Genomic DNA, 16,138 nt, shown 5'->3' with positions numbered 1-16,138 from the left:
CCCGACAACCGCCACCGACCGCCAAGATCGTGCTACCTCCCGGAAGTAGTGGTATCCCGGTGACGTCGAGGCCCCTACTTCCCGGATCGGGCGCGATCTCGCCGGCCCTGCGGCGGAATCAGCCGACGAGGAGGTCGTCGGCGGCGGCGGTGAGCAGCTCCCACGCCTCGTCGACGTGCTGCTCGGTGGTCAGCGGCGAGCCGACCGCCAGGCGCAGTGCGTAGCGCCCCTCGATCCGGGTGTGGGTCAGCAGCACCCGTCCGGTCGCGTTGACCCGGCCCAGCAGTTCGGCGCTCGCCTCGTCGCCGGCCCGCAACCGGAAGCAGACCAGCGAGAACGGATGCGGCGCGGCCAGCTCGAACCGGTCGTCGCCGGTGACCCGTGCGGCGAAGCGCTCGGCGAGCGCCACCCCCGAACGGATGTGCGCCCGCAACCCCTCGACGCCGTACCAGCGGAGCACGAACCAGAGCTTGAGCGCCCGGAACCGGCGGCCCAGCGGCACCTGCCAGTCCCGGTAGTCGATCACCGCCCCGGACTCGGTCGCCGCGTTACGCAGGAACTCCGGCATCACCGTGAGCGCCTCGATCAGCTCACCCCGGTCGGCGACCCAGAACGCGTCGCAGTCGAAGCCGGTGAGCAGCCACTTGTGCGGGTCGAAGCAGTACGAGTCGGCGTACTCGACCCCGGCGTGCGACCAGCGCAGCTCGGGGCAGACCGCCGCCGCGCCCGCGTACGCGGCGTCGACGTGCAGCCACACGCCGTACTCGGCGCAGATCGCACCGAGCGCCGGCAGCGGGTCCACGGCGGTACTGGACGTGGTGCCGATGGTGGCCACCACGATCGCCGGCACCACGTTCGCCGCCAGGTCGGCCTCGATCGCCGCCCGCAGCGCCGCCGGACGCATCGCCTGCGTCGCCGGGTCCACCTCGATCGCCCGTACCCCGTCGGCACCCAGCCCGGCGATCCGGGCCGCCTTCTCGATCGAGGAGTGCCCCTGCGTGGAGGTGTACGCCCGGTAGCGCCGGTCGATGCCGTCGGTCCGCCAGCGGCCCTTGCTGGCCCGGTGCAGCGCACCCAGGGTGGCGACCAGCGTCGCCGACGAGGCGGAGTCCTGGATCACGCCACCGCCACGGCCGGTCGAGCGAAACCGCTCCGGCAGGTCGAGCAGGTCGGCGAGCCAGTCCAGCAGCACCGTCTCCAGTTCGGTGCAGGCCGGGCCGGTCGCCCACAGCATCCCCTGCACCCCGAGGCCGGAGCTGACCAGGTCGCCGAGCACGCTCGGGCCGGAGGTGTTGGCCGGGAAGTACCCGAAGAAGCCCGGGTGCTGCCAGTGGGTCAGCCGGGGGACGACGACGCGGTCCAGGTCGGCCAGCACGGCCTCGACCGGCTCGCCCTGCTCGGTCGGCCCGGCGGGCAGCGCGGCGGCCACCGCGCCGGGCGGGTCCTGCGAGGTCACCGGCCGCTGCCCGACCGTCTTCCAGTAGTCGGCGATCCAGTCCACCACGGCGTGCCCGGCGCGGCGGAACTCCTCCGGGTCCATGTGCTCAGCCATGCCCTGGAGTCGATCAGGTGGGTCCGGCCGGGGCAAGGGGACGCGGTGGTGGTTGTGCGCGCCGAAAGCGTCGTCCTACGATGCCGGTGCGCGGAGCCAAATCATGGGCGTCGATAAGTGTCGTCCACCGTCACCGTCAGCGCGGCGTACCCTCCAGCCGGTCCGGGCAGGCCGGCGCCTCCCGCCGCGTGCCTGACCTGCGCGAAAGGTAGCTTCCGTGCATCCCACCACACCGCGCCGCCGCACCGCACTGCTCGCCGCGGCCTCGGCGGCCACCCTCCTCGCCGGCGTCCTCACCGCGGTCACCGCCGCCGCGGCCGCCGCCGGCTGCCGGGTCGACTACCGGGTCACCAACCAGTGGGGCGGCGGCTTCGGCGCCGACGTCACCGTCACCAATCTCGGCGACCCGGTCAACGGCTGGACGCTCACCTGGGCCTGGGCCGCCGGCCAGCAGGTCACCCAGGCGTGGAACGCCACCGTCACCCAGTCCGGCGCCCAGGTCACCGCCCGCGACGCCGGGTACAACGCGGCGATCGGCACCGGCGGCACCGCCGCCTTCGGCTTCAACGCCTCGTGGAACGACACCAGCAACCCGGCCCCGGCCAGCTTCGCGCTCAACGGCACCACCTGCACCGGCGCGGCACCGCCCACCAGCACGCCGCCGAGCGGCAGCACGCCACCGAGCACCGCGCCCCCGACCACCGCCCCGCCGACGACCGCCCCGCCCACCACCACGCCACCGCCGACCGGCGCCAAACAGATGGAGAAGCTGGACCGGGGCCTGATCAGCGTCCGCTCCGGCAGCGCCAACCTGGTCTCCTGGCGGCTGCTCGGCACCGAGACCACCGGGGTGGCGTTCAACCTCTACCGGGGCTCCACCAAGGTCAACAGCACCCCCATCACCGGCGCCACCAACTACCTCGACGGCGGCGCGGCGGCCGGCTCGGCGTACACGGTGCGGGCCGTGGTGAACGGCGCCGAGCAGGCGGCGTCCGCCCCCGCGTTGCAGTTCCCCAACGGCTACCTGGACGTGCCGATCCAGCCACCGCCCGGCGGGACCACCCCGACCGGGGAGGCCTATACCTACTCGGCCAACGACGCCAGCGTCGCCGACCTCGACGGCGACGGCCGATACGAGTTCGTGCTCAAGTGGGACCCGTCGAACAGCAAGGACAACTCCCAGTCCGGCTACACCGGCAACGTCTACGTCGACGCGTACTCCCTCACCGGCACCCGGCTGTGGCGCATCGACCTCGGCCGCAACATCCGTGCCGGCGCCCACTACACCCAGTTCCAGGTGTACGACTACGACGGCGACGGCCGCGCCGAGGTGGCCATGAAGACCGCCGACGGCACCCGCTCCGGCACCGGCCAGGTGATCGGCTCGTCCTCGGCCGACCACCGCAACTCCAGCGGCTACGTCCTCGCCGGCCCCGAGTACCTGACCATGTTCGACGGCCGCACCGGCGCCGCCCTCTCCACCGTGGACTACGACCCGCCGCGCGGCACGGTCTCCTCCTGGGGCGACTCCTACGGCAACCGGGTCGACCGGTTCCTCGCCGCCACCGCTTACCTCGACGGGGAACGCCCCTCGCTGATCATGGCGCGCGGCTACTACACCCGCGCGGTGATCGCCGCCTGGGACTTCCGCGACGGCACCCTGCGCAAACGCTGGACCTTCGACTCCAACACCAGCGGCAACGGCGCCGCCGCCGGCCAGGGCAACCACAACCTCTCCGTCGCCGACGTGGACGGCGACGGCCGCCAGGAGATCGTGTACGGCGCCGCCGCGATCGACGACAACGGCCGGCTGCTCTGGTCCACCGGCAACGGGCACGGCGACGCCCTGCACGTCGGCGACCTCGACCCGTCCCGGCCCGGGCTGGAGGTGTTCAAGGTCGACGAGGACGGCACCAAGCCCAGCTCCTACCTCGCCGACGCCCGCACCGGCCAGGTGCTCTGGCAGACCGCGCCCAACGGCGACAACGGCCGGGGCGTCTCCGACGACATCTGGGCCGGCAGCCCCGGCGCCGAGTCCTGGTCCGCCGCCGTCGACGGCCTGCTCAACACCAAGGGGCAGAACATCGGCCGCAAACCGTCCTCGCAGAACTTCCTCATCTGGTGGGACGGCGACCCGGTCCGCGAACTCCTCGACGCCACAAAGATCGACAAGTACGGCCCCAGCGGCGACACCCGGCTGCTCACCGGCAGCGGAGTGGCGTCCAACAACGGCACCAAATCCACCCCGGCGCTCTCCGGCGACATCCTCGGCGACTGGCGGGAAGAGGTGGTGTGGCGGACCAGCGACAGCACCGCGCTGCGCATCTACAGCACACCGACCCCGACCAGCCTGCGGATCCACACCCTGATGCACGACCCGCAGTACCGGGTCTCGATCGCCTGGCAGAACACCGCCTACAACCAGCCGCCGCACACCGGGTTCTTCCTCGGCGACGGCATGGCCACCCCGCCCGCACCGAACATCTACCTGCGCTGAACCCGGCCCGGTAGCAGAAGGCACCGGGCCGCCGACCGCGGAATCCGCGACGGCGGCCCGGTGCACCACACCGCGGCACTCCCGACCCGTCCCGACCGGGAGTGCCGTACCACCACCGGAACCAAAACTAGAGGTGTCGCGCGACGGTGGGGTGACATGGCTATGAAGAGCGTGTTTCAGCCGTTTCGGCGTAGACCGCCGGCCACCCGCTCGGCGATCAGCTCGAACGAACGGACCCGGTCGGCCACGTCGTACACCATCGTGGTCAGCATCAACTCGTCCGCGCCGGTGCGTTCCAGCAGCGCCCCGAGCTGCCGGGCCACCGTCTCCGGCGAGCCGGTCGCCTGGCCCTCCCGGCGCTGCGCCACGAACTCCCGCTCCAGCTCCGAGTACGGGTAGGCCGCCGCCTCCTCCGGCGTGGCCAACGGCTCCGGCCGCCCCGAACGCAGCCTCAGGAACGACAGCCCGGCCGGACCGGCCAGCCACTGCGCCCGCTCGTCGGTCTCCGCGCAGACCGCGTTGACCGCGACCATCGCGTACGGTCGCTCCAGCCACTGCGACGGCCGGAAACTCTGCCGGTAGAGCTGCAACGCCGGCAGCGTGTTCTGCGCGCTGAAGTGGTGCGCGAACGAGAACGGCAGCCCGAGCAGCCCGGCGAGCTGGGCGCTGAACCCGCTCGACCCGAGCAGCCAGACCGCCGGCGACTGACCCCGGCCCGGGGTGGCGGTGATCGGGCCCGGCTCGGCGCCGCTGAAGTAGTTCATCAGGTCCGCCAGCTCCCGGGGGAAGTGCTCGGCCGACAGCCCCTCCATGCTCCGGCGCAGCGCCAGCGCGGTCACCTGGTCGGTGCCCGGCGCCCGGCCGATACCCAGGTCGATACGGCCCGGGTGCAGCGCCTCCAGGGTGCCGAACTGCTCGGCCACCACCAGCGGCGCGTGATTGGGCAGCATCACCCCGCCCGAGCCGAGCCGGATCGTCGTGGTGTGCGCCGCGAGATGGGCGAGCAGCACCGCCGGCGCGGAACTCGCGATCGCGGGCATGTTGTGGTGCTCGGCCACCCAGAACCGGCGGTAGCCCAGCTCCTCGGTGCGGCGGGCGAGCTCGGTGGTGTGCCGCAGGGCCTCACCGGCGCTGCCGTTCCCGGCAACCGGAGCAAGATCAAGAACAGAGAGCGGTACGTCGATCACGAAACTGACCAACCCGCCGGACGCCGAACTTGTTCCTAGCCCATACCGCGCGCCTGCTCGAAGATCAGGCTGGTCTGGGTGTGCTGCACCGCCGGATCCACCGCCAGGTGGTCCAGCACGAAGTCCCGCAGCGCGTCCCCGGACGCCGCCCGCACGTGCAGCACGTAGTCCTCCGCGCCGGCCACGTGGAACACCGACACCACCCCCGGCAGCCGTACCGACCGGGCCCGGAACGCGTCCACCGCCGCCCGCTCGTGCGCGGCCAGGCGCACCGACACCAGCGCCTGCAACGGCAGGCCCACCGCCGCCGGATCCACCTCGGCGTGGAACCCACGGATCGCCCCGCTCTCCCGCAGCGCCCGGGTACGCGCCAGACAGGTGGACGGCGCCACCCCGACCCGCTCGGCGAGCGCGTTGTTCGGCAGCCGGCCGTCGGCCGCCAACTCGGTCAGGATCGCGCGGTCGACGTCGTCCAGCGCCGCGAACGGCCGTACATCATTCGGTGCGACGGGCATGCCAGCATCATTCTCCGAATCTCCCGATAGCAAAAGGGCCATCGGCAGAATTTTCTTCGCTCCTATTGCCCAACAACGTCCTCATGTTCGACCCTTCGTGCCATGACCGCCGTGGACACCGCAGCCGTACACGCCGGGCGCGACGACCTCGCCGGGCTCGGCGTCCACGTCCCGCCCATCGACCTCTCCACCACCAACCCCCTGCCGTCCGTCTCCGGCGGCGGCGACGCGTACGAGACCCTCGCCACCGGCGGCACCCTCCCGCCCGGCGGCAGCGCCGTCTACCAGCGGCTCTGGAACCCCACCGTGGCCCGCTTCGAGACCGCCCTCGCCACCCTCGAAGGCACCGCCGAGGCCGTCGCCTTCGCCAGCGGCATGGCCGCCCTCACCGCCACCCTGCTCGCCGCCACCCGCGACGGGAACCGCCACGTCGTCGCCGTCCGCCCCCTCTACGGCGGCACCGACCACGTGCTCGCCACCGGCCTGCTCGGCACCGAGGTCACCTGGGCCCGCCCCGACGAGGTCGCCGCCGCGATCCGCCCCGACACCGCGCTCGTCGTCGTCGAGACCCCGGCCAACCCCACCCTCGACCTGGTCGACATCGCCGCCCTCGCCACCGCCGCCGGCGACGTCCCGCTGCTCGTCGACAACACCGTCGCCACCCCGGTGCTCCAACAGCCCACCCGGCACGGCGCAACCCTCGTGCTGCACAGCGCCACCAAGAGCATCGGCGGCCACGGCGACGTCCTCGCCGGCGCCGTCGCCTGCGACCCCGACTGGGCCGCCCGGCTACGCCAGGTCCGCGCCGTCACCGGCGCGATCCTGCACCCGCTCGGCGCGTACCTGCTGCACCGCGGCCTGCAGACCCTGCCGCTGCGGGTCCGCGCCCAGCAGGCCGGCGCCGAGAAACTCGCCGGCTGGCTCGCCGGCCACCCCGCCGTCGAGCGGGTCCACCACCCCTCGCTGCACGACCCGGCCGGGCTGGTCGGCCGCCAGATGTCCGGCACCGGCAGCCTGCTCGCCTTCGAGGTACGCGGCGGCGCCCCCGCCGCAGCCAGCGTCGCCGGCGCCTGCCGGCTGATCACCCACGCCGTCTCGCTCGGCGGCGTCGACACGCTGATCCAGCACCCCGCCTCGCTCACCCACCGGCCGGTCGAAAACGACGCCAAGCCGTGCGGGGGCCTGCTGCGCCTCTCCGTCGGCCTGGAGGACCCGGAGGACCTGCGCGCGGACCTGGCGCGGGCGCTCGCCGCGATCTGACCCACCACGGCTGCGTCCCGGGCGTCCCGCCGTCCGCACCCGGGGCGCCGCCAGCGTCAGGACTTCGGGCCGACGTGGTGGTCCGGTGTGGCCACCGCGTCGCGTCGTGCGACGGAGAGGCAGTTGCGGCGGTTCATCCGCCAGGCGATGCCGAGCAGGTCGAGTGCCCACTGGCAGAGGCCCATGATGTCGGTCGACTCGTTGACGAACATGTAGCGGGGGTAGACGTACTGCTTGCCCCTCACCGTGACCCGGTTGCTCACGCGGCAGCCGTCGGAATGGAATAGCCCGCGCAGGAAGTCGCCCGGACACGCCTCGACGATGCGCCGTTGCCAGTCGGCCAGGACGATCGGGCGCTCGTGCTTCTTGCCCGGCCCGTGCTGCGGGAACAGGCATGGCCAGTGTTTGCCGTAGCTCTGCACCGCGACGCAGCCCTGTTTCTGCACCCGCTGCACCGAGGTGGCCAGGACCTTCCTCATTGCGTTCTCACATGCGGTAATCAGGTCCGGCCAGGCATCGGCACAGAAGATGCGTAACACCGGAACCCGCGCGATGACCAGGTGCCCATCGCCAAGGTAGAGACCGAGCAGGTAGGCGTACTGCCCGAGGGTCGCCGGACTGCCGACTTTGTCACGACACCGGAAGCAGCGCATCGCCGTAACCTGTTGCTTCGGCTCCGGTCGATCCTTGCACCAGTGCCGGGCCGTGGGATAGGGAAGGCCGACAGCTCGGGCGACCTCGGCCACGGTTGCTCCGGCGAGGTACAGACGCCGTGCTCGGGCGCGTATCTCGGGTGGATGAATGTGGGCAGTTTCGAACACCCGTATGACATCTTGGTGCCCCCGGTGGGATTCGAACCCACACTGTCGATCTTTTGAGAATCGCGCCTCTGCCGGTTGGGCTACAGGGGCTTCTGTAGTTCGGCCCCATTAGGTTACCCACTAGGCTAAGGGCGGCGACACCCGGCACGGGGGTGTCGAGCTCGAACTGGTGGGAGAGGCTCGTGGCCGAGACGCAGACGGATGCCGAGCGCAGGCGGGTACTGATCGCCGAGGACGAGGCGCTCATCCGGCTGGACCTGGCCGAGATGCTGGCCGAAGAGGGCTACGAGGTGGTCGGCGAGGCGGGTGACGGCGAGACCGCCGTGAAGCTCGCCGAGGAGCTGAAGCCGGACCTGGTCATCCTCGACATCAAGATGCCGATCATGGATGGGCTGGCCGCCGCCGAGCGGATCGCCGGCGCGCGGATCGCCCCGGTGATCATCCTGACCGCGTTCAGCCAGCGCGACCTGGTGGAGCGGGCCCGGGCGGCCGGCGCGATGGCGTACCTGGTCAAGCCGTTCCAGAAGAGCGACCTGGTGCCGGCGGTGGAGATCGCGCTGTCCCGCTACTCGGAGATCGCCGCGCTGGAGGCGGAGGTCGCCGGTCTCACCGACCGGTTGGAGATCCGTAAGACCGTCGAGCGGGCCAAGGGCGCGCTGATGACCACGTACGGGATGACCGAGCCGCAGGCGTTCAAGTGGATCCAGCGTACGGCGATGGATCACCGGATGACCATGAAGGAGGTCGCCGAGCGGATCCTCGCGGAGACCGCCGGCGGCGAGGTGGCGCAGCCGACCGCCTGACGACTCCGGGTTCGCCCGCGTGGGCTGCCCGGCGGCCCTTCTGATCGATACGATCGGATGCGTGCTTCCTCGGTGGCCGCGGATGGCGCTCGGCGTGCTGGTCGGGTGTGCCGTGCTGCTGGCCGGCTGCCGGTCGGTGGGGCATTCCGAGGCCGTCGCGGAGCCGGTGCGGCCCGACTGGCACGTGGCGGACCTGCCGACGCCGCCGGGCGCGCCGGGGCGGCTGGTGTTGCGCGACGCGGTGGCCTGCGCGGGGCGCTGGGTCGCGGTCGGTGCGGTGGCCGACGCGGCGGGCGAGACGCGGCCGGCGGCGTGGGCGAGCGCGGACGGGATGTCCTGGTCGGCGGTGCCGGTGCGGGCGGAGACCTTCTACGGCGCGCAGCACGTGCTGTACGCGGCGGCGTGCCGGGACGGCCGGTTGGCGGCGCTCGGGGCGCAGGTCGGCGGGGTGCACGGCAATCCGCGTACGGGTAGCTGGGTGCTGCGGCCGGACGGGGTGCTGCGGGAGGTGCCGGCGGCGTTCGAGCTGTTCGGCGGTCCGCGGGCGGTGAGCGTGGCGCGGCTGGCGGCGGGGTCGGGTGGCTGGCTGATCGCGGGCGCGCGGGTTGACGGCGCCGCGGTGTGGACGTCGTTGGACGCGTCCGGGTTCACGCTGCGCGAGGGGGTGCCGGAGCTGACCGGCGACGCCCGGGGGCGCACGGCGGCGTATGACGCGGTGGCGTTGGGGTCGGGTTGGCTGGTGGTGGGGTCGGTGCTGCCGGCCGGCGGTGCGGCGTTGGCCCCGCTGGTGTGGCGCTCGGCGGAGGGGCGGTCGTGGCGGCGGGCGGCGTTGCCGGCGCCGGACGGCGGTGGGCGGGCGGATCGGGTGGTGCTGCTCGACGGCGCGCCGGTGGTGGTCGGCCCGGTGCGCGACGGTTTCGCGGCGTGGCGGCCGGTTTCGGGAGATCCGGTTCCGGTTTCGGGAGATCTGGTTTCGGGGGAGCCGGCCGCGGCGACCCCGGCCCGGGCGGCCGACCTGGGTCCGGCGGGCGGATCGACGGGCGTGGACGGGTCGAGGGGCCTGGACGACGGGTCGGCGGGCGTGGACGGGTCGGCGGGCGTGGACGGCTGGCGTCGGGTCGGCGGGTTCGGGTCGGCGGGTCCGGGGGTGTCGTCGGTTTCCGGCCTGGCGGTGGCGGGGCGGGCCCTGGTGGCGGTGGTCGGTGACGGCGCCGGCCGGCGGGTGTGGGTCTCGGTGGATGGCGGGGCGTCGTGGCGGCCCGTGACGGTGCCGGTATCGGTGGCGGGGGGTGGGGACACCGCGCTGGTGGTGGCGGCCGACGGAGATCGACTGTGGTTGGCGGCGGATGACGGTCGGGTCTCCCGTGCCTGGTGGGCGAGGTTGCCGGTCGTCGATCGGTAGGGGGCGGATGGCGGTCTGCCCGTTACCGGTCGGGAAAACCGGACGGCTTGCTCCTGATCGATCGTTCTTACAGCGATCGTTTCCAATCGGCCACCGCGTGTAACGGTTCGGTCAACCCGCTCCCGTGGGACTTACGCCACAGCTCCGAGGTGGGATAACGTCCCGGCCCAGACCGGCGACGACGGTCTGGTTCGTCCGCCCCCTCCGCAAGGGCCAATTGGCAGCGGGTGGTTCGGACCATGCGACGGAGGAGGGTTCGGGCCTTGAGGCAGAAGCTCGCTCGCGTGATCGGCGGAGTGGCCATGCTGGCGCTCGTCGCCGGCGGCACCGCCTGCAGCAGTGGTGGCGACGACACCGCGTCCGGCGGTGACAAGTGTGGCAAGAAGATCGCATTCTTCGGTGCGCTGACCGGTAGCTCGGCGGCACTTGGCATCAACGAGAACAACGGCGTCAAGCTGGCCGTTGAGCAGTACAACAAGGACAACGCCGACTGCAAGGTCGAGCTGGTTCCGCTCGACTCGCAGGGCAGCCCGGACCAGGCCCCGAGCCTCGCGCAGAAGGCCATCGACGACGAGAAGATCCTCGGCCTCGTCGGCCCGGCGTACTCGGGTGAGTCGGAGGCCGCGGACCCGCTGTTCAACGAGGCGGGCCTGGTGCACATCACCGCGTCGGCGACCCGGCCCAGCCTGAGCCAGCAGGGTTGGAAGACCTTCTTCCGGGCGGTCGGCAACGACTTCAGCCAGGGCCCCGCGGCCGGTAACTACATCAAGAACGTGATGAAGGCCGAGAAGGTCTACGTCATCGACGACCAGTCGGCGTACGGCGCGGGCCTGGCCGACGAGGTCAAGAAGGTGCTCGGCTCCGCGGTGGCCGGCTCGGACAAGGTCCAGGGCGACGGCAAGCAGGTCGACTTCTCCGGTGTGGTCACCAAGGTCAAGGCCGCGAACGTCGGGGCGGTCTTCTACGGCGGCTACTACCAGGAGGCCGGCCTGATCCGTAAGCAGCTCACCGCTGCCGGGGTCACCGCTCCGCTGGTCGCCGGTGACGGCGTCAACGACCAGGCGTACATCGACTCCGCCGGTGCGGCGGCGGCCGAGGGCACCATCCTCACCTGCCCGTGCCAGCCGGCCGCCGAGGCCCGCGGCACGTTCAAGGAGGAGTACAAGAAGCTCACCGGCGCCGAGCCGGGCACCTACAGCGACACCGCGTACGACGCGGCGAACATCCTGCTGGCCGGCATCAAGGCGGGCAAGACCGACCGCGCCTCCCTGCTGGAGTTCGTGAAGAACTACAGCGGCGAGGGCGTGGCGGCCACCTACAAGTTCGTCGAGGGTGGCGAGCTGGACCCGGCGCAGGTGAAGGTCTGGGCCTTCAAGGTCCAGGGTGGCCAGGTCGTTCCGGACCAGGAGATTCCGAAGTCCTGACGCCGGTCGCTGCTACAGCGATTGCGTCGTGATCGCGGGTGCGGCCGGGAGCTCGCTCCCGGCCGCACCCCTTTTTCTCGCCAGACCTGATGGAGCGTCCCGCCCTTGAACTTCGACGGACTGTTCTCCAATTTCGGGGAACTCACCACGACCGGCCTGACACAGGGCGCCATCTACGCCCTGGTCGCGCTCGGCTACACGCTGGTCTACGGCGTGCTGAGACTCATCAACTTCGCCCACTCCGAGGTCTTCATCGCCGGTGCGTTCGCCGCGCTGTGGACCTGGAACGGATTCGGCCTCGACCAGAACTCGCAGGTCAGCGGGCTCGGGTCGATCATGTTCTACCTGCTCGTGGCGGTGATTGCCGCGGCCATCGCCTCGGCGGGCACCGCGACCGTGATCGAGCGGGTGGCGTACCGGCCGCTGCGTAAGCGGAACGCTCCGCCGCTGGCCTTCCTCATCACGGCGATCGGCGCCTCGATCGCGATCTCGGAGGCGTTCGGCGTCTACACCCGCCGGCGCCCGCAGGGCGCGCCCGGGCTGGTCAGCACCGAGCCGTTGTTCACGATCGCCGGTGTGCCGATCGACTCGGTGCAGCTGCTCACCGTCGGCGCCGCGCTGGGGATGATGTTCGCGCTGGACCTGTTCATCAACCGCAGCCGCGTCGGCCGTGGCATCCGGGCGGTGGCCCAGGACGCCAACACCGCCGCGCTGATGGGCGTGAACAAGGACCGCATCATCATGATGGTCTTCATCGCCGGCGGGGCGATGGCCGGTGTGGCCGGCCTGCTCTACGACGTGAGGATCGGCACGCTGACCTACAGCGTCGGCTTCCTGCTGGGCCTCAAGGCGTTCACCGCCGCGGTGCTCGGCGGCATCGGCAACCTGCGCGGTGCTCTGGTCGGCGGTCTGATGCTGGGCCTGGTGGAGAACTACGCGTCGGGCCTGTTCGGCACCCAGTGGAAGGACTTCGCGGCGTTCGCCGTGCTGGTGGTGCTGCTGATGTTCCGGCCGACCGGTCTGCTGGGCGAGTCGCTGGGGAGGGCACGGGCATGACGACGACCGTTAATCCGCCGAGCCCCGAGCAACGGGATACGGCGATGGACCGGCTGCGCCACGCACGCGCGGCGGTCGGGGAGCGGTGGCACGGCGCGCCGCGCTGGGTGCGCTGGGCGCTGCTGGCCGCGGTCATCGTGTTCTTCTACGCGCTGCCGAACAAGGAGTTCTACCAGTACCTCGGGCCGATCCCGACCACCGGCTCGAACTTCACCCAGGTGATGTTCACCGTCTCGATCTACGTGCTGATGGCCGTCGGGCTGAACATCGTGGTCGGCTTCGCCGGCCTGCTGGACCTCGGCTACTTCGGCTTCTTCGCCGTCGGCGCGTACACGGTGGCGGTGCTGACCTCGCCGAGCAGCGACATCAAGACGCTCTGGCCGTGGCTGCTGGTGGTGCCGGTGGCGATCGCGCTGACCATGGTCTCCGGCGTCATGCTGGGCACGCCGACGTTGCGGCTGCGTGGCGACTACCTGGCGCTGGTGACGCTCGGCTTCGCCGAGATGATCCGGATCTCGGCGGTCAGCCTTCCGTTCCTCAAGGGACAGCGGGGCTTCAACCAGATCCCGCACCCGCCGGGCAAGTACGCCGACGGCAAGCCGGTGTTCGGCATTCTCGACGCCCGGCCGTACTACTGGCTGGTGCTCACGCTGATCATCCTGGTGGTGATCGGGGTGCGGAACCTGACCCACAGCCGGGTGGGCCGCGCGTGGATCTCCATTCGGGAGGACGAGGACGCCGCCCAGCTCATGGGCGTGCCGACGTTCAAGTTCAAGCTCTGGGCGTTCGCGTCGGGCGCGGCGATCGCCGGTCTGGCCGGCGCGCTCTTCGCGGGCAAGCAGAACTTCGTCAACTCGCAGAACTTCGAACTGCTGAACTCGATCATTATTCTGGCCGCGGTCATCTTCGGCGGATCCGGCAACATCGTCGGCGCCATCGTCGGCGGTGGCCTGGTGGCGTACATGATCGAGCGGTTCCGCGGCATCGAGCTGTTCGGCCTGGAGCTCTACGAGTACCGGTTCCTCTTCTTCGGTCTGGTGCTCGTGGTGATGATGATCTTCCGGCCGCAGGGCCTCATCCCGAACCGACGACGGGCGGCGGAGTTCAAGGATCGCCGCAAGGAGGTGATCGTCGGTGAGTGACACCGAGCAGACGCCGGCTGTTCCGGCGCAGGCCGCCGCACCGGCGGTGGAGACGGTGCCCGCCCGGGAGCCGCTGCTGGAGGTCGACAACGTCACGCTGCGCTTCGGCGGTGTGGTCGCCCTGAACCAGGTGGACTTCACCCTCTACAAGGGCGAGATCCTCGGTCTCATCGGTCCGAACGGCGCCGGCAAGACCACCTGCTTCAACGCGATGACCGGTATCTACCAGCCCACCGAGGGGGCGATCCGGTTCCGCGGCGAGAAGATCAGCGGGCGGAAGCGTCACGTCATCACGCAGATGGGCATGGCGCGGACGTTCCAGAACATCCGCCTCTTCCCCGAGATGACCGCGCTGGAGAACGTCCAGGTCGGCGCGGACGCGCACCACAAGACCAGCGTCGTCTCGGCGCTGTTGCGGCTGCCCCGGCACTGGCGGGAGGAGCGCGAGGGCCGGGAGAAGGCCGAGCGCCTGCTGGAGTTCGTCGGCATCCGCAAGCGGATGCACGAGTTCGCCCGCAACCTCTCCTACGGCGAGCAGCGGCGGCTGGAGATCGCCCGGGCGCTGGCCACCGACCCGGTGCTGCTGTGCCTGGACGAGCCGGCGGCCGGCTTCAACCCGGCGGAGAAGGAGGAGCTGCTCCAGCTCATCCGGCAGATCCGCGACACCGGCGTGACCGTGCTGCTCATCGAGCACGACATGCGCCTGGTGATGGGGGTGACCGACCGGATCGTGGTGCTGGAGTTCGGGAAGAAGATCGCCGAGGGGCTGCCCGCCGAGGTGCGGGAGAACCCGAAGGTGATCGCGGCGTACCTGGGGGTGCCGGACGATGCTGCTTGAGATCGACGATGTGAGCCTGCTGTACGGGCGGATCCAGGCGCTGCACGGCATCAGCCTCACCGTGAACGAGGGCGAGATCGTCGCCCTGATCGGCGCCAACGGGGCCGGTAAGTCGACCACCATGCGGGCGATCTCCGGGATCCGGCCGGTGGCCTCCGGGCGGATCCGGTTCGAGGGTGAGGACATCACCAAGCTCCGGGCGGACCTGCGGGTGCGGCGCGGGCTGTGCCAGGCCCCGGAGGGGCGTGGCATCTTTCCGGGCATGACGGTGCTGGAGAACCTCGACATGGGGGCGTACACCCGGCGGGACCGGGCGGGCATCGCGCAGGACCTGAACCGGGTGATGGAGCTCTTCCCCCGGTTGGCGGAGCGGCGTAAGCAGCAAGGAGGCACCCTCTCCGGCGGCGAGCAGCAGATGCTGGCCGTCGGGCGGGCGCTGATGAGCCGGCCGAAGCTGCTGCTGCTCGACGAGCCGTCGATGGGCCTGGCGCCGATGCTGATCCAGCAGATCTTCAGCATCATCACGGAGATCAACGAACAGGGCACCACGATCCTGCTGGTGGAGCAGAACGCGCAGCAGGCGCTGGCTCGGGCGCACCGGGCGTACGTTCTGGAGACCGGACGGATCGTCAAGAGCGGCACCGGCGCCGAGCTGCTGCACGACCCGTCGGTCAAAGAGGCCTACCTCGGCGTGGCCTGACCGACGATCCCCTCGAAGGAGTTTCAACCATGCGCAACCTCAATGGTGGTCGGCGGGCGGCGATGGGCGTCGCCGGTGCGGCCGTCCTGTTGCTCTCTCTCGCCGCCTGTGGCGAGAAGGAGAATGCCGGCACGCCCGGCGGGGGCCCGTCGGTGACGGCGTCCGCCGACGCTGACCTGGCCGCGAAGGTGCCGGACGCCATCAAGGCCGACGGTGTGATCAAGGTGGGCACCGACTCGACGTACGCGCCGGCGGAGTTCCTCGACAACGACGGCAGTACGGTCATCGGCTTCGACGTCGAGCTGTTCAACGCGGTCGCCCAGAAGCTCGGCCTCAAGGCCGAGTACGAGTCGGCGCCGTTCGACGCGATCCTGCCCGGTGTCGACTCCGGCAAGTACGAGGTCGGTGTCTCGTCGTTCACGATCAACGCCGAGCGGCTGAAGAGCGTCAACATGGTCAGCTACTTCTCCGCCGGCACCCAGTGGGCGACGAAGAAGGGCAACCCGGGCGGCGTCGACAACGAGAACGCCTGCGGCAAGAAGATCGCCGTGCAGACCGGCACCGTGCAGGTCGACGACATCACCGCCCGGTCGAAGAAGTGCACCGACGCCGGCAAGCCGGCCATCACGATCGACCAGTACCAGGCGCAGAGCGACGCGACCGCCGCCGTGGTCAGCGGCAAGGACGACGCCATGCTGGCCGACTCGCCGGTCGGCGCGTACGCGGTGAAGCAGAGCGGCGGCCAGCTGGAGCTGCTCGGCGACATCTACGAGTCGGCCCCGTACGGCTACGCGGTGAAGAAGGACCAGCAGGCGTTCGCCGAGGTGCTCAAGGAGGCCGTGCAGGCGGTCATCGCCGACGGCACCTACAAGGCGGCGCTGGAGAAGTGGGGCGTCGAGGGCGGCGCCGTGACCAGCTCCGAACTCAACCCCGCCGGCTGA

The 16,138-nt window shown here is 71.1% G+C and carries 14 protein-coding genes and 1 tRNA gene; 10 read left to right on the top strand and 5 right to left on the bottom strand.

Going from position 1 to position 16,138, the window contains the following annotated elements; genetic code table 11:
* Positions 1-118: 118 nt before the first annotated feature.
* Entirely contained in the window at positions 119-1,552 is a 1,434-nt protein-coding gene (locus tag GA0070621_RS15045; RefSeq protein WP_167666933.1) for a pyridoxal-dependent decarboxylase, read from the bottom strand.
* A gap of 217 nt (positions 1,553-1,769) precedes the next feature.
* Between GA0070621_RS15045 and GA0070621_RS15040 the strand changes: the two genes are divergently transcribed.
* The gene (locus tag GA0070621_RS15040; RefSeq protein ID WP_091195978.1) at positions 1,770-4,049 is read left to right on the top strand and encodes a rhamnogalacturonan lyase family protein; all 2,280 of its coding nucleotides are present in this window, start codon (positions 1,770-1,772) and stop codon (positions 4,047-4,049) included.
* A 176-nt stretch (positions 4,050-4,225) separates the two neighbouring features.
* Here GA0070621_RS15040 and GA0070621_RS15035 read toward each other — a convergent pair whose 3' ends face one another.
* Together GA0070621_RS15035 and GA0070621_RS15030 are read right to left on the bottom strand one after the other, a co-directional pair.
* Entirely contained in the window at positions 4,226-5,236 is a 1,011-nt protein-coding gene (locus GA0070621_RS15035) for an LLM class flavin-dependent oxidoreductase (protein ID WP_167666932.1), read from the bottom strand.
* Positions 5,237-5,271: 35 nt separating this feature from the next.
* Complete coding sequence (locus GA0070621_RS15030) at positions 5,272-5,751, bottom strand: Lrp/AsnC family transcriptional regulator (protein WP_091195972.1); 480 nt, start codon at positions 5,749-5,751, stop codon at positions 5,272-5,274.
* Between the two features lie 102 nt (positions 5,752-5,853).
* Here GA0070621_RS15030 and GA0070621_RS15025 point away from each other — a divergent pair, with 102 nt between their 5' ends.
* The gene (locus tag GA0070621_RS15025) at positions 5,854-7,011 is read left to right on the top strand and encodes a trans-sulfuration enzyme family protein (RefSeq protein ID WP_091195968.1); all 1,158 of its coding nucleotides are present in this window, start codon (positions 5,854-5,856) and stop codon (positions 7,009-7,011) included.
* 56 nt (positions 7,012-7,067) lie between these two features.
* Here the strand turns inward: GA0070621_RS15025 and GA0070621_RS15020 are convergent, their stop codons facing one another.
* Positions 7,068-7,757 (bottom strand): transcriptional regulator, encoded by a 690-nt coding sequence (locus GA0070621_RS15020; protein ID WP_167666931.1) that lies wholly within the window; start codon positions 7,755-7,757, stop codon positions 7,068-7,070.
* An 88-nt stretch (positions 7,758-7,845) separates the two neighbouring features.
* Positions 7,846-7,922, bottom strand: a tRNA-Leu gene (locus GA0070621_RS15015).
* Positions 7,923-8,014: 92 nt separating this feature from the next.
* Between GA0070621_RS15015 and GA0070621_RS15010 the strand changes: the two genes are divergently transcribed.
* The 8 genes from GA0070621_RS15010 (at position 8,015) to GA0070621_RS14975 (ending at position 16,138) form a co-directional block, all read left to right on the top strand.
* The gene (locus tag GA0070621_RS15010; RefSeq protein ID WP_091195965.1) at positions 8,015-8,635 is read left to right on the top strand and encodes an ANTAR domain-containing response regulator; all 621 of its coding nucleotides are present in this window, start codon (positions 8,015-8,017) and stop codon (positions 8,633-8,635) included.
* A 61-nt stretch (positions 8,636-8,696) separates the two neighbouring features.
* The gene (locus tag GA0070621_RS15005; protein WP_157739998.1) at positions 8,697-10,037 is read left to right on the top strand and encodes a beta propeller repeat protein; all 1,341 of its coding nucleotides are present in this window, start codon (positions 8,697-8,699) and stop codon (positions 10,035-10,037) included.
* 263 nt (positions 10,038-10,300) lie between these two features.
* Positions 10,301-11,461, top strand: a complete 1,161-nt coding sequence (locus GA0070621_RS15000) for a branched-chain amino acid ABC transporter substrate-binding protein (protein WP_091195960.1) — start codon at positions 10,301-10,303, stop codon at positions 11,459-11,461.
* Between the two features lie 105 nt (positions 11,462-11,566).
* The gene (locus GA0070621_RS14995) at positions 11,567-12,517 is read left to right on the top strand and encodes a branched-chain amino acid ABC transporter permease (protein ID WP_091195957.1); all 951 of its coding nucleotides are present in this window, start codon (positions 11,567-11,569) and stop codon (positions 12,515-12,517) included.
* Positions 12,514-13,659: a branched-chain amino acid ABC transporter permease gene (locus GA0070621_RS14990; protein WP_091195955.1), complete on the top strand. Its 1,146-nt coding sequence runs from the start codon at positions 12,514-12,516 to the stop codon at positions 13,657-13,659. Before GA0070621_RS14995 ends, GA0070621_RS14990 begins: the two co-directional genes overlap by 4 nt.
* Positions 13,652-14,497: an ABC transporter ATP-binding protein gene (locus tag GA0070621_RS14985; RefSeq protein WP_091195952.1), complete on the top strand. Its 846-nt coding sequence runs from the start codon at positions 13,652-13,654 to the stop codon at positions 14,495-14,497. Before GA0070621_RS14990 ends, GA0070621_RS14985 begins: the two co-directional genes overlap by 8 nt.
* Positions 14,487-15,197, top strand: coding sequence for an ABC transporter ATP-binding protein (locus tag GA0070621_RS14980; protein ID WP_091195950.1), 711 nt, complete (start codon positions 14,487-14,489; stop codon positions 15,195-15,197). Before GA0070621_RS14985 ends, GA0070621_RS14980 begins: the two co-directional genes overlap by 11 nt.
* Positions 15,198-15,226: 29 nt before the next feature.
* Entirely contained in the window at positions 15,227-16,138 is a 912-nt protein-coding gene (locus tag GA0070621_RS14975; protein WP_091195948.1) for an ABC transporter substrate-binding protein, read from the top strand.

Origin of the sequence: Micromonospora narathiwatensis (genome assembly GCF_900089605.1) — a bacterium.
Classification (GTDB): Bacteria; Actinomycetota; Actinomycetes; order Mycobacteriales; family Micromonosporaceae; genus Micromonospora; species Micromonospora narathiwatensis.
The sequence above is the reverse complement of the archived record's forward strand: the minus strand, read 5'-3'. Positions and strand labels throughout refer to the sequence as shown.

Excerpts from the sequence above, each read along its gene's own strand:
- GA0070621_RS15045 (WP_167666933.1), bottom strand. The coding sequence starts at position 1,552 with ATGGCTGAGCACATGGACCCGGAGGAGTTCCGCCGCGCCGGGCACGCC.
- GA0070621_RS14980 (WP_091195950.1), top strand. The coding sequence starts at position 14,487 with ATGCTGCTTGAGATCGACGATGTGAGCCTGCTGTACGGGCGGATCCAG.
- GA0070621_RS14975 (WP_091195948.1), top strand. The coding sequence starts at position 15,227 with ATGCGCAACCTCAATGGTGGTCGGCGGGCGGCGATGGGCGTCGCCGGT.
- GA0070621_RS15030 (WP_091195972.1), bottom strand. The coding sequence starts at position 5,751 with ATGCCCGTCGCACCGAATGATGTACGGCCGTTCGCGGCGCTGGACGAC.
- GA0070621_RS14990 (WP_091195955.1), top strand. The coding sequence starts at position 12,514 with ATGACGACGACCGTTAATCCGCCGAGCCCCGAGCAACGGGATACGGCG.
- GA0070621_RS15025 (WP_091195968.1), top strand. The coding sequence starts at position 5,854 with ATGACCGCCGTGGACACCGCAGCCGTACACGCCGGGCGCGACGACCTC.